At 38.4% G+C, this 23,218-nt stretch carries 23 protein-coding genes and 2 pseudogenes; 21 read left to right on the top strand and 4 right to left on the bottom strand.

Annotated elements, in window-relative coordinates:
- The first annotated feature begins 99 nt into the window (after nt 1-99).
- From SB717_RS13710 to SB717_RS13660, 11 genes are all read left to right on the top strand, one after another.
- Nucleotides 100-345: a DUF2164 domain-containing protein gene (locus tag SB717_RS13710; RefSeq protein WP_074682105.1), complete on the top strand. Its 246-nt coding sequence runs from the start codon at nt 100-102 to the stop codon at nt 343-345.
- 243 nt (nt 346-588) lie between these two features.
- Nucleotides 589-2,085 carry a CoA transferase gene (locus tag SB717_RS13705; RefSeq protein WP_410903925.1) on the top strand — a complete coding sequence of 499 codons (1,497 nt, stop codon included), beginning with the start codon at nt 589-591 and terminating at the stop codon, nt 2,083-2,085.
- Nucleotides 2,086-2,235: 150 nt separating this feature from the next.
- A complete protein-coding gene (locus SB717_RS13700) occupies nt 2,236-2,358 on the top strand; it encodes a hypothetical protein (protein WP_255285381.1) in 123 nt (40 codons plus the stop codon).
- A gap of 126 nt (nt 2,359-2,484) precedes the next feature.
- Nucleotides 2,485-2,682, top strand: coding sequence for an IDEAL domain-containing protein (locus SB717_RS13695; protein WP_013082792.1), 198 nt, complete (start codon nt 2,485-2,487; stop codon nt 2,680-2,682).
- A 226-nt stretch (nt 2,683-2,908) separates the two neighbouring features.
- Entirely contained in the window at nt 2,909-3,328 is a 420-nt protein-coding gene (locus SB717_RS13690; protein WP_029714548.1) for a universal stress protein, read from the top strand.
- A 140-nt stretch (nt 3,329-3,468) separates the two neighbouring features.
- Nucleotides 3,469-3,603, top strand: coding sequence for a hypothetical protein (locus SB717_RS13685; RefSeq protein ID WP_255285374.1), 135 nt, complete (start codon nt 3,469-3,471; stop codon nt 3,601-3,603).
- Nucleotides 3,604-3,875: 272 nt separating this feature from the next.
- Nucleotides 3,876-5,252: a sensor histidine kinase gene (locus SB717_RS13680; protein ID WP_410903924.1), complete on the top strand. Its 1,377-nt coding sequence runs from the start codon at nt 3,876-3,878 to the stop codon at nt 5,250-5,252.
- Between the two features lies 1 nt (nt 5,253).
- Entirely contained in the window at nt 5,254-5,934 is a 681-nt protein-coding gene (locus SB717_RS13675; protein ID WP_074682103.1) for a response regulator transcription factor, read from the top strand.
- Nucleotides 5,935-6,053: 119 nt separating this feature from the next.
- Nucleotides 6,054-6,386: a metal-sensitive transcriptional regulator gene (locus tag SB717_RS13670; RefSeq protein ID WP_014460516.1), complete on the top strand. Its 333-nt coding sequence runs from the start codon at nt 6,054-6,056 to the stop codon at nt 6,384-6,386.
- Nucleotides 6,387-6,400: 14 nt separating this feature from the next.
- Complete coding sequence (gene copZ / locus SB717_RS13665) at nt 6,401-6,607, top strand: copper chaperone CopZ (protein ID WP_029714551.1); 207 nt, start codon at nt 6,401-6,403, stop codon at nt 6,605-6,607.
- A gap of 85 nt (nt 6,608-6,692) precedes the next feature.
- Nucleotides 6,693-9,110, top strand: a complete 2,418-nt coding sequence (locus tag SB717_RS13660; RefSeq protein WP_410903923.1) for a heavy metal translocating P-type ATPase — start codon at nt 6,693-6,695, stop codon at nt 9,108-9,110.
- A 139-nt stretch (nt 9,111-9,249) separates the two neighbouring features.
- Here the strand turns inward: SB717_RS13660 and SB717_RS13655 are convergent, their stop codons facing one another.
- The gene (locus SB717_RS13655) at nt 9,250-9,684 is read right to left on the bottom strand and encodes a YhfM domain-containing protein (protein WP_410903922.1); all 435 of its coding nucleotides are present in this window, start codon (nt 9,682-9,684) and stop codon (nt 9,250-9,252) included.
- A 228-nt stretch (nt 9,685-9,912) separates the two neighbouring features.
- Between SB717_RS13655 and SB717_RS13650 the strand changes: the two genes are divergently transcribed.
- The 4 genes and pseudogenes from SB717_RS13650 to SB717_RS13635 all read left to right on the top strand — a co-directional run bounded on the left by SB717_RS13650 (nt 9,913) and on the right by SB717_RS13635 (nt 12,882).
- On the top strand, nt 9,913-10,467 hold the full coding sequence (locus tag SB717_RS13650; RefSeq protein WP_074682097.1) for a YdhK family protein: 555 nt from the start codon (nt 9,913-9,915) through the stop codon (nt 10,465-10,467).
- A gap of 194 nt (nt 10,468-10,661) precedes the next feature.
- A pseudogene (locus tag SB717_RS13645) lies at nt 10,662-11,969 on the top strand (MFS transporter).
- Between the two features lie 269 nt (nt 11,970-12,238).
- Nucleotides 12,239-12,418: a hypothetical protein gene (locus SB717_RS13640; protein WP_029714555.1), complete on the top strand. Its 180-nt coding sequence runs from the start codon at nt 12,239-12,241 to the stop codon at nt 12,416-12,418.
- Between the two features lie 143 nt (nt 12,419-12,561).
- Nucleotides 12,562-12,882 carry a 2Fe-2S iron-sulfur cluster-binding protein gene (locus tag SB717_RS13635; RefSeq protein WP_029714556.1) on the top strand — a complete coding sequence of 107 codons (321 nt, stop codon included), beginning with the start codon at nt 12,562-12,564 and terminating at the stop codon, nt 12,880-12,882.
- 224 nt (nt 12,883-13,106) lie between these two features.
- On the opposite strand, the gene SB717_RS13630 is transcribed toward SB717_RS13635, so the two are convergent.
- On the bottom strand, nt 13,107-13,673 hold the full coding sequence (locus SB717_RS13630; RefSeq protein ID WP_410903921.1) for a peptidoglycan-binding domain-containing protein: 567 nt from the start codon (nt 13,671-13,673) through the stop codon (nt 13,107-13,109).
- A gap of 550 nt (nt 13,674-14,223) precedes the next feature.
- Between SB717_RS13630 and SB717_RS13625 the strand changes: the two genes are divergently transcribed.
- Nucleotides 14,224-15,216 carry a YibE/F family protein gene (locus tag SB717_RS13625; protein WP_182005732.1) on the top strand — a complete coding sequence of 331 codons (993 nt, stop codon included), beginning with the start codon at nt 14,224-14,226 and terminating at the stop codon, nt 15,214-15,216.
- Entirely contained in the window at nt 15,213-15,995 is a 783-nt protein-coding gene (locus tag SB717_RS13620) for a YibE/F family protein (protein WP_029714559.1), read from the top strand. The genes SB717_RS13625 and SB717_RS13620 overlap by 4 nt, the downstream gene beginning before the upstream one ends.
- A 941-nt stretch (nt 15,996-16,936) precedes the next feature.
- Here SB717_RS13620 and SB717_RS13615 read toward each other — a convergent pair.
- Nucleotides 16,937-17,446 (bottom strand): hypothetical protein, encoded by a 510-nt coding sequence (locus tag SB717_RS13615; protein WP_074682087.1) that lies wholly within the window; start codon nt 17,444-17,446, stop codon nt 16,937-16,939.
- A gap of 471 nt (nt 17,447-17,917) precedes the next feature.
- On the opposite strand from SB717_RS13615, the gene SB717_RS13610 reads away from it, so the two are divergent.
- The 4 genes and pseudogenes from SB717_RS13610 (at nt 17,918) to SB717_RS13595 (ending at nt 22,515) form a co-directional block, all read left to right on the top strand.
- Nucleotides 17,918-18,268 (top strand): ArsR/SmtB family transcription factor, encoded by a 351-nt coding sequence (locus SB717_RS13610; protein WP_410903920.1) that lies wholly within the window; start codon nt 17,918-17,920, stop codon nt 18,266-18,268.
- A 15-nt stretch (nt 18,269-18,283) separates the two neighbouring features.
- Nucleotides 18,284-19,506: pseudogene (locus SB717_RS13605) on the top strand (arsenic transporter); the annotation flags it as partial.
- A 339-nt stretch (nt 19,507-19,845) separates the two neighbouring features.
- A complete protein-coding gene (locus tag SB717_RS13600) occupies nt 19,846-21,999 on the top strand; it encodes a DNA topoisomerase III (RefSeq protein ID WP_410903919.1) in 2,154 nt (717 codons plus the stop codon).
- Nucleotides 22,000-22,116: 117 nt separating this feature from the next.
- Nucleotides 22,117-22,515, top strand: coding sequence for a PaaI family thioesterase (locus SB717_RS13595; RefSeq protein ID WP_410903918.1), 399 nt, complete (start codon nt 22,117-22,119; stop codon nt 22,513-22,515).
- A gap of 4 nt (nt 22,516-22,519) precedes the next feature.
- Here SB717_RS13595 and SB717_RS13590 read toward each other — a convergent pair whose 3' ends face one another.
- On the bottom strand, nt 22,520-23,149 hold the full coding sequence (locus SB717_RS13590) for an NUDIX hydrolase (protein ID WP_410903917.1): 630 nt from the start codon (nt 23,147-23,149) through the stop codon (nt 22,520-22,522).
- Nucleotides 23,150-23,218 lie beyond the last annotated feature (69 nt).

Below are 23,218 nucleotides of genomic sequence, written 5' to 3'. Positions count from 1 at the left end.
TTGTACACAAAAACAACGAGAAAAAAAGACTGCATTTTCTCAGCTCCTCTTGCTATGATGTCAGGTAGAAAGATATCAATGTAAAGAGGAGTTTTAGTTATGTTTATTAATTTTTCAAAAGAAGATAAAGATAAAATGCTGAGTGAAATTCAAACGTTTTTTTATAACGAACGAGATGAAGAAATCAGTGAATTTGCAGCGGAAAATGTATTAGAGTTTATTAAAGAACATATTGGTCCTCATTTTTATAACCAAGCCATTAAAGATGCAGAAGATATTATGAACCAAGTCATGCTTTCAGCGGAAGAAAATCTGCATGCATTAAAAAAGCCAATCGACAAGTAGGTCAAAAAAGAAAATATGAAGAAGGACAAAAGCGCTTTATGTACAGTAACATAGAGCGCTTTCGTTTGTCTATGAAACAAATTATTTGTTCGCATAAGTGATATATGATACATTCATTTTAAGATAATATTAACGTTGACGTAAAGGTTATGTTTAGAGTGTTTTAATTTAATTCGACGCGGGCATAACCTCAGAAAACGGGGACATAATGAAGAAATTATGTTAGGGAAGAAGGGACTATACGTGAGCAACATTACGAAAGATCAGCTAACAAAATCTATTATGAAAGCAAGTGAAAACCGTTTAACGGATAATAGTGATTTTGATATTTATCAAGAGCTGGAAAATGTGCTTCAAGGAGTCGGCTTATCAGCAAAAGACAGCGGAGGAAAGATTACGTTTTACGGAGAAGATCCGATTGTTCCTAGTACGCTGCGCCTGGCTTCAGCAGCAGCTATTGCACTAGTTGCTAAATCAGTAGCTGTCTCAAAAATTTGGAGAATACGAGGCGGAAAAGGTCAAGATATTCACATGGATTTGCGAAAAGCCATCCGAAGATTATCACCTTTTTACGATAAAAAATGGGAAAAGCTTAACGGGTATGCACCAAGTAAAGCCAGTGATCCTTATAATCCATTAGGCTTTCGCTTTTATCAAACAAAAGATGACAAATGGGTAATGCCACTGAATCCGTATCCACGCTCTAAGCATGAAACGTTAAAGCTGTTAAATTGTATAGAAGACCCTGATGCAGTAGCAAAAGCAATTTTCGGTTGGAATGCAGAAGAATTAGAGAAAGCTGCAGCGGAGCGAGGAGTTATCATGCCTGTTGTGCGGACAATTGAAGAGTTTATGAAAGAACCCGTGTATGAAGAAGTAGCGCAGCTTCCTTTAATTGAAATTGAAAAGATTGGAGAAAGTGAGCCGATTCCTTTTTCAAAGAATCCTAAAACGCCGCTAGACGGTATTCGAGCATTAGGTCTTGGTCATGTTATTGCAGGAGCAGGAGTTGGGCGAGCTCTCGCCTTACACGGTGCCGACGTTTTAAATATTTGGAAGCCAACGGACTGGGAGCATGATACGATTTACGCTACGTCTAATGTCGGAATGCGTTCTTCAACGCTGGATATCGGTGAAAAAGAAGGAAAAGAAAAAATGGTTGAACTGCTACAAGGAGCCGATATCTTTTTTGCGAACCGTCGATACGGATTTCTAGAGAGATACGGTCTAACAGCTGAAGAGTGTGCCGAACTAAAACCAGGCATCATCCACTGCACCGTTAACCTGCATGGAACGCAAGGAGATTGGGCGAAAAGAAATGGATTTGACCAAACAGCGGGAAGTGTAACGGGAGTCATGGCATTAGAAGGGTCCCTAGAAAATCCTAAGCTGCCTCCTATTGTAGTGGTAAACGATTATGCAGTTTCTTGGCTGCTTGAAGTCGGTGCTTTAATGGCACTAGAAAGAAGAGCAAAAGAAGGAGGCAGCTACCGCGTGCGTGTATCATTAGATCGCGTATCTTTATGGATTTTATCGATGGGCATCTATGACAAGACCTATGCGCATCAAACAGCTGGTTCGTCAGAGAAGCATGAGTACATTGCACCGGATCTCTTTACAGCCCAAACACCTTTAGGACTGTACCAAGGGCTTACAGAACAAATCGAAATGTCGGAAACTCCAGGGGAATATAAGACGGTTCTGGTTCCTCGAGGTTCTTCACGACCAGAGTGGTTGTGATAACAAGAGGCTGAGACAAAAGTATTTTAGTTGAAAGAAAATCCGAACGATGAATCGAGATTCTTGATAAAGGATCCAACTCGTTCGGATTTTTTGTTATTGTGATGAACGTAGGTTTCGTTTATGTGGGTAGGTGCTTCTAGCGGTTAATTGGAGTGCAAGCGACGAGGAGGCCCACCGGCCGCCCGCGGAAAGCGAAGCCTTGCACGGAAATCAACAGCGGTGTCACAAGCGGTTCAGCTCATGTATCCAATTTGTTTGTCTTTAGATTGAATTGATTTCGTTATGTGTTAATCTCGGTTTTTGGGGGTCAAATTTAAAATGAAAAATAAGAAAAAATATTTGAATAATTATATGATTTCTTATATAATAGCGAAAAGGATGAGGAGTTGACTTGTAATGGAAAACTATACGTCCCGCAAAATGACACGAGAAGAAGTAAAAGTATCAGACGCGACAGCAGCTCAATTAGTGCTAAACAAATCTCTTCGTGACTTTAAAAAAGCACAGCTTTTACTGCAAATCGATCAGTCTTTAGAAAAAAGAGATAAAGAAACTTTTTTACGTTTAACTGAAGAGTTAAAAGAAGTTTGTTAAATAACCTACTAACATAAACAATCAGCCTTTGCTTCTAGTGAGCAAAGGCTTTTTATATGGAAAAAAACGGATAAATGTTTTGTTTTTTCTGAAAGCGGTAAAAGTATAGTATGGATGATAAAGCAAAAATCAAGAAGTCTCTTACTTTATTATTTTTTGCTTTATCATCTACAGCATCTAGATAGTAATACATCACGAAAGAACAAAAAGAGAGAGGGTTCTTTATATGTATAACAAAATTTTAGTCGCCTTTGATGGCTCCGCACCTTCTATTCGTGCTCTTCAACATGCAAGTAAACTAGCTAAAAGCGTAAATGCTAATAAGCTGACAATTGTACATATTAAGGAAAGAATTCACTTGCAGCAGCCTGTTTTTAGCGTTGACTTAGACGCACTGATAGAAGAAGAAAACCGTGATATTTTATCTGAAGCTCACAATCATTTAACTCAATCAGGTATTCCATATGAGGCATATGGTTTAGAAGGCACCGCTTCAAAGAAAATTATCGAATACGCACGTGATAATCAACAAGACATCATTGTAATAGGAAGCCGAGGAAAGGGCTTTGTTAAAGAGACATTTTTAGGAAGTGTAAGTCACGAAGTTGCTCAATCCGCAGAATGTCCTGTTATCATTGTTAAATAAAAAGAGGCTGAGACAAAAGTAGTTTAGTTAAAGAAAAATCCGAACGATGAATCGAGATTCTTGATGAAGAATCCAACTCGTTCGGGTTTTTTTATTGATATGGTGAACGTAGGTTTCATGTATGTAGTTGCTTCTAGCAGTTGATTGGAGGGCAAGACGAAGACTCCTGCGGGGAAAGCGGAACAGGTGAGACCTCGCAGGAGCGGAAGCAACGAGGAGGCTCAGCGGCCGCCCGCGGAAAGCGAAGTCTTGCACCGAAATCAACTGCGGTGTGACCAGTAATTTATACTAGCTCCTTTATCCAATTTTTTCGTCTTTAGATTAGAGTGATTTTGTTATGTCTCAATCTCTTTTTGCTTTTGGATTATGTATTGCTGCACGCTTCGTAAGTTCGAAATTTGCTGTATGATAAACTTACTTCATACGCTAAGCTGTCAGATACCTGTGGTAAAATGTCAAAGAATAATCGTTATTTAATTAGGTATGTTTTATTCTGCACAGTTTCTTCAATTATTACTTCTATAATGAAAGCAAGGGATGTGAATAAATGAATAGACTTTCTATTAAGCTTGGACTCTTGTTTTTAATGTTCATTTTACTAGTTGAAGCCGCTCTCTTTTTCTATTTATATAGCGGTCTTGCCAATACAAGAATTTCAGAGGAGTTGCAAAGCTTGCGTCTAAGAGGAAACAGTCACCGAGAAGTATTAGAGAAGCATCATGATTCAGCTACGCTTAACCATGTTGCACTGATGGAATCTGAGGCAGAAACCGACGTTGTTATCACAGATAAAACAGGAAAAATTATCAGTTCGTCTAGGCCTTTAATTCAAGGTGCAAGAAAAGCTGTAGAGAAATGGAAAGGAAAATCTCTTACATACAAAGGTGAAATCATGCAAGGCGACTGGAAAAGCAAACCTTATATCGCCACAGCATCACCTATTAAAAAAGACCATCAGCAGTTCGGAACGGTTTATATGTTCAAGAACACAAATGATATTCACGAAATGATTGCGAGACTACAGCATCATTTTTACGTAGCGGGAGCTGTTTCCGTTTTATTTTCCATTGTGACTATTTTTGCCCTGTCTAAATTTATAACGGCTCCTTTAATCAAAATGAAAAAAGCAACAGAGAAGCTGAGTCAAGGAGATTTGTCTGTGAAACTTGGCGCTCATTCAAGAGATGAACTTGGACAATTAGGAATGTCGATTCAGTCGCTAGCGAATGAGCTGCAGCGGTTACGAAAAGAGAGAAATGAATTTTTAAGCAGCATTTCACATGAACTTCAAACTCCTTTAATGTATTTAAAGGGCTATGCGGACGTAGCAAGAAGGCCTTCTAATACACCGGAAGAAAGGGATAAATATCTTGCTATTGTGCAAGAAGAAGCGGAAAGAATTTCACAGTTAGTTAAAGATTTGTTTCAGCTGGCGCAGCTGGATCAGCATACATTTTTTATTCAAAAACAAAAAGTAGAGCTAGCTGCATATTTGCACACCATATGCGCGCACTTTCATTTAGCTTTGAAAGAAAAAGGCATGAAGCTGGACATAAGCTGTCCTCAAGGACTTTACATTTCACTAGATCCTGAAAGATTTCAGCAAGTAATTATCAATTTACTTGATAATGCAATGAACTATTCAAAAGAAGAGACCAAAATTGATGTAGTCGTAAAAAAATCAGCTAAATTAGTAACCATAACCCTTAAAGATCAAGGAATAGGTATTCCAGAAAAAGATCTGCCTTACATATTTGATAAGCTATATCGAGTAGAGAAATCTCGCTCGAGAAAAAGCGGAGGCTACGGATTAGGCTTATCCATTGTAAAAGAGATTGTAGAAGCTCACGGAGGAGAAATAACAATCACAAGCGAGATGGGAAAAGGAACGACTGTAGAGATTGTAATAAGAGAGGATGGGTAGAATGACAACCATTTTATTAGTCGATGATGAAGTAAGAATGCTAGATTTACTAGAACTTTATCTACGGCCAAACGGATTTACATGTATAAAATTTGAAAGTGGCACTGAAGCGCTACGCTATCTTTCTCAAGGTAACAAAGCAGATTTGATGTTATTAGATATTATGATGCCAAGCAGAGACGGGTGGGAGATTTGCCAAGAAGTAAGGAAAATGTCTGATCTACCGGTCATTATGCTCACAGCCCGCAGTCAAACGTTAGATGTAGTAAAAGGATTAAATATAGGGTCAGACGACTATATTACTAAACCGTTTAGCGAAGAAGAATTGGTTGCACGCATCCGTGCGGTCCTTAGACGTTCGTTAAAGGAAAAACATGAAATCACCTACAAAGGGTTAGTATGGAGCAAGGAAAATCATGTATTACAATATAAAAATCAGCAGATTCAAGTAACGCCTAAAGAGTTTGAATTAGTGGGATTACTTCTTCAGCATTTAAATCGTGTGTTCAGCCGAGACGACTTGCTTGTGTTAGTGTGGGGATATGAGGCGGAGATTGGAGACCGTACTATTGACTCTCATGTACGAAATGTTCGGGATAAGCTTAGAAAAGCGGGCTTTCCTGTAGACGAATACTTGCAAACCGTATGGGGAATAGGCTATAAGTGGGTTGATGTTAGTTGAAAATGATATGAGCATAGCTGTTGAAATTGGTGAAAAGATAAAGTAAGCAGAAGCGAACTTTTCTCTTTACATAGGGTAGGGGGGTATAGTACCATAAAGTTATGAAGGGAGGATGCTAGATGGTCGAAGCGAATCACATGAATAGTGAAGAAAAATGTTGTACGATAAATAGTGAAAGAAAAAGTCACCATTCTCCAGAAGTGAAAAAAAATCTAACAAGCCGATTAAATCGAATTGAAGGACAAATTCGAGGAATTAAAGGATTAATTGAAAAAGATACGTATTGTGACGACGTGATTACTCAAATCGCAGCTGCGCAGTCTGCTTTAAATAGTGTAAGTAAAATTTTGCTTGAAGGTCACTTGAAGCATTGCATTGTAGAACGTGTGCAAGCTGGTGATGAAGAAGTAGTGGATGAATTATTAACAACAATTAAACGATTAATGAAATAAAGGAGATGCTAAAAATGGAAAACGTAACATTATCAGTACAAGGAATGTCTTGCGGTCATTGTGTCAAAGCTGTTGAAGGAGGCGTAGGCGAACTTAATGGCGTTAAAAGCGTGGAAGTAAGCTTAGAAGATGCAAAAGTAACGGTTGCATTTGATCCAAGTCAAGTAACGATCGAAGCTATTAAAGAAGCTATTGATGACCAAGGTTATGACGTAGCATAAACAGCATCGCGTGCGAATATCTTCGCACGCTTGATTTAAGAGAAAAATATACCCCTTGTAGGTATATAACAGGAGGCGAAACGCGGTGAGTGGCAAACAAAAAGAATCCACCTTGCAAATTACCGGTATGACATGTGCAGCGTGTTCAAATCGAATTGAAAAAGGATTAAAAAAAATAGAAGGTGTAAAAGAAGCAAACGTGAATTTGGCTTTAGAAAGATCTACTGTCATATTTGATCCGTCTAAAACAAGTCCACAGGCCTTTGAAGAAAAAATCGAAAAGCTTGGATACGGAGTTGTAAATGAAAAAGCCGAATTTGCTATTACTGGTATGACATGCGCCGCTTGTTCGACCCGTATTGAAAAAGGGTTAAACAAATTAGAAGGCGTGACAAAGGCAAGTGTTAACCTTGCTTTAGAAACGGCTTCTGTTGAATACAGCCCTTCTCAAATAGCTCCGCAAGATATAACGCAGCGAGTTGAAAAACTTGGATACGGAGCAAAGCTAAAGTCGGAAGAAAAAGAAGAAGAGCAAAGCTATAGAGAAAAAGAACTGAGTAAACAAAAAGGGAAGTTTTGGTTTTCGTTTATTTTAAGCGTACCGTTATTATGGGCAATGGTTAGTCATTTTACGTTTACGTCGTTTATTCCTTTACCTCATATGCTGATGAATCCATGGGTTCAGCTCGCTTTAGCTACGCCTGTTCAATTCGTGGTAGGGAAGCAATTTTATGTAGGCGCATTTAAAGCTCTGCGTAACAAAAGTGCCAACATGGATGTTTTAGTAGCACTAGGCACAAGCGCAGCTTATTTCTATAGTTTATACTCTTCTCTTAAATCGCTTGGCTCGTCTGTTCATACAGCTCAGCTTTACTATGAAACGAGCGCTATATTAATTACGCTGATTCTTTTAGGGAAATTATTTGAAGCCAATGCCAAAGGCCGTTCTTCAGAAGCAATTAAAAAGATGATGGGTTTACAAGCTAAAACGGCTGTTGTAGTAAGAGACGGAGCGGAAGTTAAAATTCCAGTGGAAGAAGTGAAAAAAGGCGAAGTTATTTTTATTAAACCCGGTGAAAAAGTACCTGTAGACGGAGAGATTATTGAAGGGCAATCGGCTATAGATGAGTCTATGCTGACAGGTGAAAGCGTACCGGTAGATAAAAACATTGGAGATAAAGTAATTGGAGCTACACTCAATAAAAATGGTTTTTTAAAAATAAAAGCTACAAACGTTGGAAAAGAGACGGCGCTTGCGCAAATTATTAAAGTAGTAGAAGAAGCGCAAGGGTCTAAAGCGCCTATTCAGCGATTAGCTGATTATATTTCAGGTATATTCGTGCCAATTGTGGTGGGAATTGCTCTTCTTACTTTCTTTGTTTGGTATATCTGGATTGTGCCTGGCGAATTTGCACCGGCTTTAGAGAAGCTTATTGCCGTATTAGTGATTGCTTGTCCATGCGCGTTAGGTTTAGCTACTCCAACTTCCATTATGGCCGGGTCGGGCCGCGCAGCAGAATTTGGTATTTTGTTCAAAGGCGGCGAGCATTTAGAAGCGACTCATAAAATCGATACGATTCTTTTAGATAAAACGGGAACTGTTACAAATGGAACTCCCGTGCTAACCGATGTACGTATTGCACAAGGCTACGAAGAAAATGAGCTATTGCAGTTAGTCGCATCGGCTGAGCGTTTATCAGAGCACCCTCTAGCTCAAGCCCTCGTAGCAGGTATAAAAAATAAAGGTATAGAAATTCAAGACCCGTTATCTTTTGAAGCTATTCCAGGGTATGGAGTAAAAGCAACTGTACAAGAACGAGAGCTGTTAGTGGGAACAAGAAAGCTTATGAACCAACATAAAGTGAATATTGATGCAGCTTTAGAAGGAATGACAAATTTAGAACGAGAAGGAAAAACGGTCATGCTCGTTGCTCTTGACGGAAAATATGCCGGCATGCTTGCTGTTGCAGACACCATTAAAGTGACTTCTAAAGAAGCAGTTTCTAGGTTAAAAGAAATGGGCTTAGAAGTGATGATGATTACAGGAGATAATCGTCAAACAGCTCAGGCTATTGCGATGCAAGCGGGTATTGATCACGTTATCGCAGAAGTGTTGCCAGAAGGCAAAGCAGAAGAAGTGAAAAAGCTTCAGCAGCAAGGTAAAAAAGTCGCAATGGTAGGAGATGGCATTAATGATGCTCCTGCACTTGCGTTAGCTGATATTGGAATGGCCATTGGAACAGGAACGGATGTAGCGATGGAAGCCGCTGATATTACGCTGATGCGAGGAGACTTGATGAGTATTGCAGATGCGATTGAAATGAGCAGAAAAACGATTTCTAATATTAAGCAAAACTTATTCTGGGCGATGGGTTATAACACGCTCGGTATTCCCATTGCAGCAGTCGGGCTGTTGGCTCCTTGGGTTGCTGGAGCCGCGATGGCTTTTAGTTCTGTATCGGTTGTATTAAATGCACTGCGATTGCAGAGAGTGAGGCTATAAGGTATGAAAAAGTGGATCATCTCAGCTATTTTGTACGTGCTTGCAGTCATAGCAGTATATGCTGTGTGGGAAATATAAAGTGAAAAATATTGGAGTCACCAAGCCATTTTCGGTGAAAGTGATGTATAAAACAAAGCTGCTAAAGAATATTCTTTAGCAGCTTTGTTAGGTGCAAGGAATTTTTTTGGCTTAATTCATACCCTTTAAGATGAAGGTCCTCGGGATGTTTTTGATGAGCAATTAACACATCGCGTCCGTCATCCATAATCCAAATGAAATAATGACGGCTGGAACCATCTCCATAGGTAATGGTCATTTTGCAATCAATACTCCCAGCAGATTCTTCATCCAATAGAAGTTTCATGCGCTCTGCCTTTTTTATACTATTGGTGAATGCATTCATATCTTGTTCATCGATAAACGTTTTGAGCGTTTTCGTTTTCATTTTAATGGATGTTACTTCTACCTTTTGTACGTTAGAGGGGGGCTTGGAGTGCGCGGAAGCAAAGGTAGCTCCCATCACCAAGCTAACTGCAAGTATGAGTGAGGATAGAGCAAAGCGTATTTTTAGCATGTTTCTTTCCTCCTTTTATTTTTATACTTTTTCCTTGTGGTAAGTGTTTCATACGAAGGCCTTTTTTAGGCACAGGAATTTTTCGTACCTAACTACCTTTATCTTCACAAAATCTGCACAAAGTCTCGCTACAATAAAGAAAAGAAGAAGAGTATGCATAGATAAGTTGTTTCTAAGGGTTAAATGATTTTTATTTTAAAATTTATTAGGTGGAAAAGAGGGACTGTCATGAAAAAACAGCTATTTATTCTTGGTGCATCTGTCATTATTGGACTAAGCGGATGCGGAAACGATTCTAGTCATGAAAAGCCTTCAGCTGAAAAAAATGAATCCATGCACGATCACTCAGAGATGAATCACTCTAGTTCAGGAGAGGTTCCAAAAGGATTAAAGCAAGCTGAGAATCCAACATATAAAGTTGGAGATAAAGCCGTTATGAAAGCTGATCATATGAAAGGCATGAACGGGGCTGAAGCAACGATTGTTGGTGCTTACGACACTACCGCCTATACCGTTTCGTATACGCCAAAGACCGGCGGAAAAAAAGTGGAAAATCATAAGTGGGTTATTCAAGAAGAAATAAAAGATGCGGGTAACAAGCAGTTAAAGCCAGGTAGCGAAGTAACGCTTGAAGCAGACCATATGAAAGGTATGAAAGGGGCAAAAGCAACGATTGATTCAGCCGAAAAAACAACGGTATATATGGTAGACTACACGCCTACAGGCGGAGAGAAAGTGAAAAACCACAAGTGGGTAACCGAAGATGAACTTTCAGCAAAATAGACTATTAGCAAGAAAAGCCCAAGAATAGATGTATTCTTAGGCTTTTTTTGTTTGCTTCTTTTTTTATGCTTTATAATGATAAATTTCTTACACGATGTATGAAGAAAACTCATATTTCTTTCAAAAGAAGTTGTGGTATTAAGTAGAATGCTACGGTAATAAAACGAACAAACTACTGATGAAAGGAGCTAGCTATGAGTGAACATACAGTAAAGCGAACAGGACGCACACGATGGTTCATTTCATCTTTGTTAAGCAGTATGATTATTTTAAACTATTTTGATCGTGTAGCGGTGTCAGTGGCCGCTCCTGCAATACAAGATGCATTTCACTTAACGGGAACAGAGCTCGGAATTGTCTTTTCTATTTATACATATTCTTATACGATCATGCAAATACCTGCCGGGAGCTTGCTTGATCGGTTTGGAGTAGCATGGGTAACAAGAGTCGGTATGGTGATTTGGAGTTTATTAACGATGTCAATGGCTTTTTTGCAAGGAAAACTTCTTCTCTATATTGTCCGGTTTTTAATAGGAATAATGAGTGCTTCCGCATTTCCGGCAGCATCAAAAGCTACGTCGCTATGGTTTCCTCCAAACGAAAGAAGCTTACCAAATTCTTTGTTTGATTCAGCAGCCAAATTTTCAAATGTACTTGGCGCGCCTCTTGTAGCGTTTCTCATCACCAAATTTGATTGGCGCACAGCATTTTTATCCATTGGAATTATAAACGTGCTGTTTACGCTGCTGTTTTGGTTTTATTACGAAAAGCCAGAAAAGCATAGACGCATATCAGATGATGAGTTGAAGTATATTCAAGAAAATAATCTAAATGCAAACGATGAGCAAACATCAAAATTTTTACATACCTTGAAAGTATTATTTACGAATCGAAAAGTTTGGGGGCTAATGATTGGGTTTACAGGCTATGGATATACGTTTAATTTACTGTTAACGTGGCTGCCAACTTTTTAAAAAGAAAAATACGGTATGGATATCATGTCATCGGGCCTGCTTACGGCAGTACCTTGGCTAATTGCTACATTTGCTGGCATTTTAGTTGGGGGGTGGCTTGTTGATTACTTTATAAAAAAAGGATATAACAGTCAAAAAGTATATCGCACGATCATTGTTGTGGGATTATGCTTAGGATTTGTTTTTTTAGGCTCTATTTTCACCAATAGTGTCGTCGTAGCGATGATTTGTATCTCGATTGGACTGGCAGGTATATCTGCAACGGCACCAATCGGCTGGTCTATTTCTGCAGAAATTGCGCCTGCAGGGTCTATTTCCCTTCTCAGTTCTATCGTTAATTTAGCTAATAACTTGTTTGGAGGAATTATAGCTACAGCTTTAACGGGATATCTCTTAGATAAAACAGGTTCTTTTAATCTAAGCTTTATTGTAGCGGGAATTGTCTTGTTGCTAGGCTTAATTTTTTATATTTATGTGCTGGGAGATATTAAACAAATTAAAATTCCAAAAAACCAGCGTACGAAGTAAAACTCCATGACTCGTTCTGGGGTTTTACTTTTGATTATAAATAACGACCTTGCTGTGCGTCTAGTGATGTGAGAAACGCTATTAAGAAGGGAAATAAGGTGAATTTGTTTGAAACATATGATAGAGACTTATTTTAAAATAGAATTGTTAGTATAGCATGTTCTTAAAAAGGTTAAGATGATTTTTATGAAGAAACCTTGTGTCTAGTTTTGTTATTTCAGCAGAAGTAGATATGAACCGTACTATAAAAAATAGAAAGGCAGAGGAACATGAACCATAAAGAAAGTGAAAACAATACTGAGTTAAATCAGAGTCATTTGTTAAAGGAGCCTCAGCGCATAGAATTATCTAAGTATCAAATTTTAAAGGCACTAATACCTGTTATTATACTTGGGCTTGTCGTTTTGGTTGCTGTATTACAAAACGATGGTCTTCTTAATTGGATTTAGGCATGTACAAGGAGTCTGTAACGTACAAACAGACGTCGTAATCAGTAGAAATAATGGATTGCAGCTTAGGTATGCAATAAAAAGAAACTGCATATAGTGTAATTCAAATCGCTTGGATACAGTAGAGGGAAAGAGGGATATATATGCCAAGAGTAACCGTTTTAGGATACGGAAGTTTTGAAGTGGCAAAAGGAAAAAAGCTTGTCTTGGCACTCGAAGACAACGGTATAAATATTCTTCATCGATGCGGCGGGAAAGCTAAATGCACGACTTGCAGAGTAGAAGTACTCGAAGGAGAATATTGCGATTTAACAACCGCAGAGAAAAATGCATACTCAGAAAGTTCAATTGAAGATCATTTGCGCTTATCTTGCCAAATCCGTGTAAATGAAGATGTCACCGTTCGGCCAATACTAACGGTAGAAAGCTCAGGACAAGAAGCAGGACCTCGACCCGCAGAGTAGTCATGTAATTGCAAAAAGCAGCGCGTGGAATATTCACATGCTGTTTCTTGTATTTTTATCTAAGAAAATAACAAGAACAGCGACAGGGAGTAACAGCTGTTCTTGTTCAAGTAAAATACCTACGGAATGATTCCTTTAAATTTTAGCATTCTGTAAGGCGGGAAGTAAATCACTCAAAAGAGTGATTATAAAGGCTTTTTTCGAACCGTTATCTGTAAATAGATTTAATTGGATTCTTCAATCACATCTCCACTTTTGTAAATATGATACCAGCCTATGGTACCTGATCCCCCTTGATCCATCCAGTCTTTATTTTTTGCTACGAATCTATAGTAAGCTTTATCGTTGTTATCTTTCCGTAAGCGGTCGTCTGTACTGAAGACAATGTTGTCACCGAGTTCTTTTTTACCGAATGTAATAGCCGTGCTGACAGGAAATTGCTTTCTTTCTACCTTGTTCTCATCTAAAGCTGCCCATGTTAAGGGGCCAACAATACCATCTGGAGACAGGCGGTGATCGGTTTGAAATTCTTTTACTACATTTTGCGTTCGCGTACCGAAAATGCCATCAACGGATGTGTTATACTTCACATCCTTTAAGCTTTGCTGTAAGTCTCTTACGTAGCTAGAGTGAGAACCTTTACGAAGCGTAGGCCTCGTTTCTGCTTTAGCTTCAATTTTTTTTGAGTAGGTATCTTTAGCAGCTGCTTCACTAGTTGGAGTGCTGAATGCTACGCATGTTGTTGCAAGCGTAAGAGTAGAAAGCGTGACAAGTGTTTTTTTCGTTAACATGAAATAACCTCCTTGTTTTTAGCAACTATTTGTCGCTTTTCATGAGCTTTATAACTAATTAGTAGCTATAAAGTCAATTTATTATAGCGCAGGCAGTTTTCTATTTGTTTTTATATTCCTATGATTATATAAGATAGTCATAAAAAACTAGTGAAGTAGATAAATCGTTCTATGTTTTCACTATAATTTCATTTTTCTCTGGTACAGTACGGAAGGAAAAAACAGCAGGTTTGAGCGTCTTGTGTACCTGGAGTATGTCTTGCTCTATAATGCTCATAATAAACGAATGAAAAGACTGCAAAGGGACTTTAAATCTCTTTGCAGTCTCTTCATGTTCAAAAGCCCTGCGTTCAAATAATAACCAGAAAGGAATTATGTGATGTCACCTCTGTATTCCCAGCATATAAGGAATCTTTTTTCGAAGCAAAAGTCTAATAAATTATCGCGTAAACAAATCTTTCTCTATATACTAGGAATTTGCTGTTTGTGTATAGCGCTAATAGTAACGAACCATAATTATTCGCTTTATAAAAAAACGATAGCCGAGGTAGTGAAGGCGAATGTTGTAGAACAAAACAAATCTACTGATTTAAATCACAACAAAGATGCCGTATATTCTCAAAAAATTGTTGCTAAAATCATGAATGGGAAATATAAAGGAAGGCTTATCCATTTAGAGAATACGTACTCATACTCAGGTGCTTATGATCAAAAATATACTGTTGGAACAGATCTTTTTGTCTCCTTAGAAAAGAATTCACAGCATGTTCTAAATGGAACGATTGAAGGAGTGAAGCGGGACAAGCAGGTTACCGCTGTCGCTGGTTTATTTATATTAATTTTGCTGGCTATTGGAAGAAAGCAAGGTTTTTATTCAATCATTAGCTTATTTATTAATATTGTCCTTTTAATCGGGGCCTTAAATGTATATTTAGCACTAGGGAATGTGAGCTTGCTAGCTGTATGTATTGTAGCTGTCGTTCTTTTTACGGTTATTTCTTTGTTATTAGTAAGCGGTAATAAAGAAAAAACGCATGTAGCGATTATTTCAACTTTAATAGGTACATTTGTTTCTCTTTTAATCGCGTATGGTGTCATGCAACTGACAGATTCTAATGGCCTTCATTATGAAGGAATGGAGTTTGTGACGATTCCTCCTCAAAAAATATTTATGAGTGAGGTATTAATCGGATCTTTAGGAGCTGTTATGGATGTAGCGATTACGATTACTTCTTCTGTCTATGAACTATATGAAAAGAATAAAGAGATAGCGCACAAAGATTTACTGAAATCAGGCAAGGAAATTGGCGGAGACATTATGGGAGCTATGACGAATATTTTATTTTTTTCGTATATAAGCGGAACAATCCCGATGGTTCTTCTTTATTTAAAGAATGGCTCTCCTTTAGGATATACGTTTTCGATGAATTTCTCCTTGGAGTTAATTCGTGCTCTTACTGGCAGCATTGGCATTGTTTTAACGATTCCAATTACACTCTATCTTTCGAGTCTTTTTATTTTTAGGAAGGGGAACAGAAAGTGAACGTTTTACTATTGCTTGCTCTTATTTTATTTATTCTGATGAGTATTGTGGGCGGAAAAAAAGGAATTAGATCTTTCCTTGCTTTGTTCTTGAATTTTGGCGTTATTTTTCTAACCATTCTCTTTATGCTATCTATAAAAAATACGATTATTGTTACGTTGATAGCTTGTACAATCATTAGCTGCATTAATTTATTTTATATCAATAAATTCAATCATAAAACGCTTGCTGCGTTTGTTTCAACGATTATTACCTTAGCTGTTTTAGTGTTCTTTATTTTTATTATTGAACATCATTCAATGATTCAAGGATTTGGAGAAGAACAGGAAGAAGAAATTAACGCTTTTTCACTTTATGTTGGAATTGATTTTGCTAAAATAGCCATTTGTACAATTATTATGGGTGCCATAGGAGCGATCATTGATATTTCGCTATCTATTTCGTCTTCTATGAATGAGTTATTTGTTCATGATCCGTCCGTAACTAAAAAAAATCTCTTCAATTCTGGTTTAAAAATCGGAAGAGATATTTTGGGCACCACAACCAATACACTGTATTTTGCCTTTGTAGGCGGGTATTTGACGTTAATTATCTGGTTTAAGAGATTGTCGTATTCGTTTGGAGACATTATCAATTCAAAAACCTTTTGTGCAGAAGTCATTTCTATTTTAAGCGGAGGCATTGGTGTAGCCATTATTATTCCGATTACTTCTTGGATTAGCGCTTCTATTTTCTTACAAAAAAGAGAAAAAGGGAAGCAGTACAAGGAAATAAAGTAGAGAAGCGTATGAACAAATAAAAACAGAAAGTCATAAGAAACTGCCCCTCCAATGTTAACCATTAGAGGGGCAGTTCAAGTTGACCTTGACCTATTTGTGGGATTTTGAGAGGAAACTAGGTGGAGGATGGGAGTTGTAATAGCATTAAGGATTACAATCTGTTTTTCTCACTGATAGATAATGCGAAAAGGCCAGGAAGCAGAATTTACAGGAGAAGCAGCTTTTACAAGAACGGTCTCACCATTAGCTGGAAGTAGATTCTTAAAAGCATAAATTCTACGTTCACCTCTTGGAGATCCACGTCCTCGAGAGGTCTTTTGAGGTATAATATTTCGTTCATTTTTTGGGTCAAGTATCCAGTGTACGTACCAAATCTGACGTAAAAATTGTCTATTTGTACTTTGCGGACGTTCATCAAATATACAGTGATTCACTTGGCTTGTCCAATATAGATATCTCCCGTTTCCTATATGCCATTCATCTCCTGCCCGATATCTGATTCCTACACATTTACCGGGGTAGATAATATCAGGGATGTTGTAATGATTTTCTCTTTGGCAACTAGGGTCACTATATTGTGTATAAGGTGTGACTTCTACCTTTTCCAATTGATTTTTTCTAAAATACAAATATTGCTGCGTGACTTGCCCTGTCGTTTTGTTTACAGCTCGGTGACTTAGAAGAATACCATTATAGGTCTGTAACTTTGTGTTATCAATGCTTCTTGTAACCGTTAAGGTACCGGCATTTGAGCTTATGACGCCGCCTATTAATCTTCCATTATGAACACAGTACCCGTTTCTGCATGATGCACCGGCATTAGCTCAATACAGAACTCCTACGCATGTCCCACTATTAATTAGAGTCAATTATATTCACCTCACATTTCAACGTTGTTTATAGAAATAGCTTTCGAAAGTACTCTTCGTTTGACGTGATTTCTATAGATCATCCGGGCCATATCGATAGGAAGGCTGTGTTTGAATAAAATAGCCATTTCGTACTTGAGCTACCCAGTTTTGAAATATTTCTCTCCATTCAACACGGTTAAAAAACTCATCAAACGGCTTTGAAGAATCCCATTCAATGATAAAGAATGGAACTACTGATGGATTCCATACGCCTATACTATTGACACCTGATTCTTTGATAAGAAGTAAAGGCAGGCCTCGTTGGTAACCCATGCTTGGCTCTATTTGTAAAAATGGAGCACCTTCCCATGATGTTGGCGGAGGTGTACCGCCGGGAATATTCGTCATGGTATAATTGGCGAAGACTTGCTGCATATTCACCGCGATCAACCCATAGCTAGAGAGTATCATTCGGCGAACGCTTGTTATCGTTTTATTAGGATATTGCTCTGTATCAGGCAGTGTGAGAGGGAAAAGAAGAGCACGTTCAATTTCATCGATTAAGCGATTAAGAAATCTTGTTTGAGTAGTATTAAGCATAGACGGGTGGCTGAGGAATACAGGGATTTTATAAGCTCTGTCGGCTGTATTTTTTTAAGGGATTTTAGGGGAAGCAGAGGGGGATACTTTATTGTCTCTAAGAGAGTAAGGCTTGTCTACATAATATTTACCATCTTGCGGATTATAATAGGAATAATGTTTTTAAATCGTAATCATCCTTTCTTATTTTTCTCTATATTTTATTCAGATAGACAAAATAAGTATGTATGTTTGTCCAAGGATATTAGTAGCATTTTTACGAGAAAACATACCTGTATTATCGTATGCTAGATTTGACTTAAATTAGTAGGGGAAAATAACTTCTTTAAATCAAATCCTTAAACAACTACTAAATCACTTTTAGTTCACCAAAAAATTGTAAATGAGTTAGAAATCAATTATAGTAATGAAGCATTAATACATAAGCCCATTATTATACATCAGCTGAAGGGGAGTAGGAGGTGTTCATTAATGAGTACAAAATCTATAGATAGTATTGAAAAGGCAGCCCACATCTTAAAATTGTTGGGGGATAAAACAAGGCTTTCGATGGTGAAATTAATAGAGAGCAATGAATGCTGTGTGTGTGAGTTCGTAGATATCTATCAAGCTAGCCAACCTTCAATTAGTCAACATTTACGAAAATTAAGAGATGCTGAGCTTGTGAAGGAAAGAAGAAAAGGGCAACGGGTTTTTTATTCTCTTAATAAAGAAAGCCAGTACTATGAATTTGTTCTGGGTATACTTGAATCTGTACCAAGTCAGGACGAACGTTTAAAAGAGCTGGAAAAACAAGGACTGCGTATTAGTTGTTGTGAATAATTGGAGGTTTAAAAAGTGGCATCAGTTGTACTAGCATCATTGATTTTTTTAGTAACATTAATTTTTGTCATTTGGCAGCCGAAGAATTTATCAATCGGCTGGTCGGCTTGCGGGGGAGCTATTCTTGCTTTACTGGCAGGCGTTGTTGATTTTCAAGACGTGCTTGAGGTAACCAGCATTGTGTGGAATGCGACTCTTACGTTTATTGCTATTATCATTATTTCTTTAATTTTAGATGAAATAGGTTTCTTTGAATGGGCAGCGCTTCATATGGCTAGAGCTGCAGGAGGGAACGGCGTGCGTATGTTTGTTTACGTGTCTCTTCTTGGATCCGTTGTAGCAGCGCTATTTGCTAATGACGGGGCAGCTTTGATTTTAACACCCATTGTTTTAGCCATGGTTCGGGCATTAAAGTTCGACGATAAAATGGTTTTTCCGTTTATCATCGCAAGTGGATTTATTGCGGATACAACTTCGCTGCCGCTTGTTGTTAGTAACTTAGTGAATATCGTATCGGCCGACTTCTTTGGTATTAGCTTTTCTGAATTTGCATCACGCATGATTGTTCCAGATTTAGTTTCTCTGTTTGCAAGTATTATGGTCTTGTATGTATATTTTCGCAAAAGAATCCCTAAGAAATACAATGTAGCAGATTTGCAGAAGCCAGTGGATGCCATCAAAGATGAAAAGATGTTCCGGCTATCTGGAATTGTCTTAGTTTTGTTAGTACTAGGCTATTTAATTGGAGAATTCTTTAGCATCCCTGTTTCGATCATCGCAGGTGTTATCGCTATCCTATTTTTGATAATGGCAAAAAAAGCCGAGCGGTTCATACAAAAAAAGTGCTAAAGGGAGCTCCGTGGGCGATTGTCTTTTTCTCTATCGGCATGTATGTCGTTGTATATGGCTTGCGTAATGCTGGTTTAACAGAAATTCTGGCTGACGTGATACAAGCAACGGCCAGCCATGGACTGTTTGCAGCAACAATCGGTATGGGATTCATTGCGGCTATTCTTTCATCGATTATGAACAATATGCCAACCGTTATGATTGATGCACTAGCAATCGATGCAACACACGCAGCTGGCACAATCAAGGAAGCGCTCGTTTATGCAAACGTCATTGGATCGGATTTAGGTCCGAAAATTACTCCGATTGGTTCTTTAGCAACGCTTTTATGGCTTCATGTTCTGTCAACAAAAGGCGTGAAAATTTCCTGGGGAACGTATCTTAAAACGGGTATTATTTTAACGATTCCGACATTGTTTATTACGCTTGTTGGTTTGTATATTTGGTTATTGATTATTTCATAACGCGTGCTAAAGGAGATTTGTTTTAGTCGATATGATAATGACTGTGCCAGAAAAATTCAGATGTGTATCGAAGCTGTAGAAACTAATCTACAGCTTTTTTGTTGGAAAATTATAACGGGCACTGACACGCTTTTAAAATGGAATATGTATTTCTCATTGAAACTACTTTTCTCCCCATTCATACTCCAACAGCTCTTTCTATGATAAAATAATAAAACTGACTAAGTTTCACATGGAAATTTGAAATGTAAGGTGATTAAATACATGAAGTTAATTATTGCAGAAAAGCCGGATCAAGGGTCGACGCTCGCTTCACAGTTTAAGCCGAAGCGTCACGACGGCTATTTAGAGATTCCACCGAATGAAGTGTTTACAGACGGAGCGTATGTAACGTGGGCAGTGGGGCATTTATGTCAGCTTGTGAGTCCGGAAGATTATAAGCCGGAGTGGAAAAAGTGGTCAATTGACACGCTGCCGATGATTCCAGACCGTTTTCAATATGAAGTGACGCGCTCAAAAGCGAAGCAGTTTCAAGTGGTAAAAAAACTGCTTAAAAAGCCGACGGTCACAGAAATTATACATGCGGGAGATGCGGGGCGTGAAGGAGAATTAATCGTTCGTAATATCATTCAGCTGTCAGGTGTTCATAAGCCGATGAAGCGATTGTGGATTTCTTCTTTAACGCCAAAAGCCATTTATGATGGATTTCAACAGTTAAAAGATGAAAGCGACACGCGCAACCTTTATTATGAAGCATATACAAGAGCATGCGCGGATTGGGTCGTTGGGATGAATGCTTCACGCGTGTATAGCATCTTATTGAAAAAGCATGGCATGTCAGATGTTTTTTCAGCAGGACGCGTGCAGACGCCAACGCTTGCTTTAATTGTAAAGCGTGAAAAGGAAATTGATAATTTTAAATCAGAGCCTTTTTGGGAAGTGCTTGCTAAGTTTGATATTGAAGGAAAAAAATATGAAGGCAAATGGCATCAAGACGGAGAATCACGTCTCAAAGAAAAAGAAATGGCGTATAAAATTGCTCAGTTTTGCGAAGGAAAAGACGCGGAAGTTCATGAACTCGTAACGGAGCGAAAAGAGTTCCAGCCGCCTTTATTATTTAACTTATCATCACTTCAAGCAACGGCGAATAAAGCGTTTAAGTTTTCTCCTAAAAAGACGCTTGATGTGCTGCAAGGGCTGTATCAGAAAGGAATTGTTTCTTATCCAAGATCAGACTCGAACTATGTAACGGAAGGAGAAGCGGAAACGTTTCCTGAGATTTTAGAAAAGCTGAGTGCTTTTTCTGAATATGAACATTTATTTCCGCTTCCTTACTCTTCAATTCTAGGAAATAAACGCTATGTAAATGCAAAAAAAGTGAGTGATCACTATGCGATCATTCCAACGGAACAAGTGAAGGACCCGAGCAAACTGTCAGGAGACGAACAGAAAATTTACGACTTAATCGTAAGGCGTCTAATTGCGGCACACTATGAAAAAGCGATTTTTGACTATACAACGATTACGACACTCGTGGAAAAGCGAGCCGCTTTTATTTCAAAAGGAAAGCAACAAATCCAAGAAGGCTGGCGTAAGGTGATTTTTCAAAATGAGAAAGACGACGATGTCATTCTTCCGAATGTTCAAGAAGGCGAAGAAGGTAAAGTTATTAAGGTAGATGTAAAAGAAGGTAAAACACAGCCTCCAAAACGCTACACCGAAGGTCAGTTGATTACACTGATGAAGACAGCGGGTAAGCATTTAGATAATGATGAGCTGGAGAAAATTTTAGCAAAGTCAGAAGGCTTAGGGACGGAAGCAACGCGTGCTGGAATTATTACAATGCTTAAAGATCGTAAATATATTGATGTGAAAAAAAACCAAGTGTTTGCGACTGATAAAGGAAAGGTATTGATTGACGCGATTGGCGATAAAATTTTAGCTTCACCAGAAATGACGGCTAAGTGGGAGCAGCGTCTAGCTGAAATTGGAGAAGGAGCAGCATCAGCAGCTGCCTTTATGGAACAAACCAAGAAGCTTTCCGCTAAAATTATCGAAGATGCTGTCGAAGCCGAAAGCAAGTGGAACTTCAGCGGATACGACACTGAATCCATTCAGCGAAAAGGAAAAGGCAAAGGTAAAGGTTTTTCTTCTAAATCGTTTGGTTCATGTAAGCTTTGCGACGGAAAAGTAGTCGATAAAGGCTCCTTTTACGGATGCTCAAACTATGCAAAAACAAAATGCACGTTTACCGTATCGAAAAAGATTTTAGGTAAAACAGTCACGCAGACTAATTTAAAAAAGCTGTTAAGTGAAGAACAGACGGATTTGATTGAAGGCTTTAAAAAAGGCGATAAAACCTTTAATGCCAAGTTAGAATGGAAAGAAAACAAAGTACAGTTTTTATTTGAAAAGTAGAGAAATAAAAAGCGCTTGCTAAAGATAAAGAGCAGGCGCTTTTTGTATGTAAAAACAGGAGTTTTCCAGCTTTTCTAGAAGCTCTTACATAGCTTATTTATGTAAAGGATGAGATTAATGAAACGAACGAGTAAAGGGATGATTCCGTTTTGGGATTATATTGGTATTGAAGAAACGCTGCTTGAAAGAGGGTATGCAGAGTTGAAAATTACGATTCAGCCGCAGCTTCAGCAAGGAAGAGGAACGGTTCATGGAGGCGTTATTGCCACGCTTATCGACGCGGCGGTTGGTTCGGCTGTGCGTTCTTCTCTTTCCGAGGAGGAAAATGCCAGCACAGTTGAGTTAAAAGTAAATTACACAAGGCCGGGTATAGGCAAATATTTAGTTGCAAAGTCTACACTGTCTCATCGCGGCAAAACGCTTGCAGTTGGAGAAGTGAAAATTGAAGACAGCAACGGTAAACTTGTTGCGCTTGGCAGTGCAACTTATATGATTTTTTCAGCAGAAAAAGCTTAGGATTCTAAGCTTTTTCTGCTGAATGCAGCTGTTGCCTAATGAATGAAATAATCGTTTCATAGTAAGCTTCGGGATGGGGAGCAAATTCACTTTTACGTGCCGTACGGTGAATTTGCTCTTTTTCATTTGTTATCCCTTCAATGATCAGTTCTTTTTGATTTCCAAGCCACAGTTCGCAAAAGTGAGAAAACGGAGCTTTTACAAGTCCTGATACCTCTTCTTGCTGCAAAGTAAAAGCACTAAGAGAATGAGAGCTGTAGTATAAAAATACGTGTGCGAATTCTTTATCAATATAATGTGGCTGAGATACTTCGTATTTAAACACATCTAAAGGAAGCAATTCATCAAATGAAATGTTGACGCCGAGCTCTTCGTGAATTTCTCTTACACCGTCCTCAGCGGCTTCTGTATGAAGCAAATGTCCGGCAGCTGTGATATCAAGCGCGCCGGGATAATCCTGTTTTTGTTCGCTGCGAATTTGGAAGTAAATATAGTCTGTATCATTTTCGCGGCTGATAAACCAGCAGTGAAACGCTTCGTGCCAATAGCCTTTTTCATGAACTTCTTTGCGAGACGCTGTTCCTATGCGCTGCTGTTGGTCGTTAAATATGGTTAACACTTCATCGTTCATCATGATTCCCCCAATTTGTTTCCTACTGCTTTCTACTCTAACCTTTCATGAAGGGTATGTAAATAATGGAAG

The organism is Priestia sp. SIMBA_032, from assembly GCF_046535215.1.
Taxonomy (GTDB): Bacteria; Bacillota; Bacilli; order Bacillales; family Bacillaceae_H; genus Priestia; species Priestia aryabhattai.
Note: the sequence above shows the minus strand (reverse complement) of the source record. Positions and strands in the feature narration are given on the sequence as shown.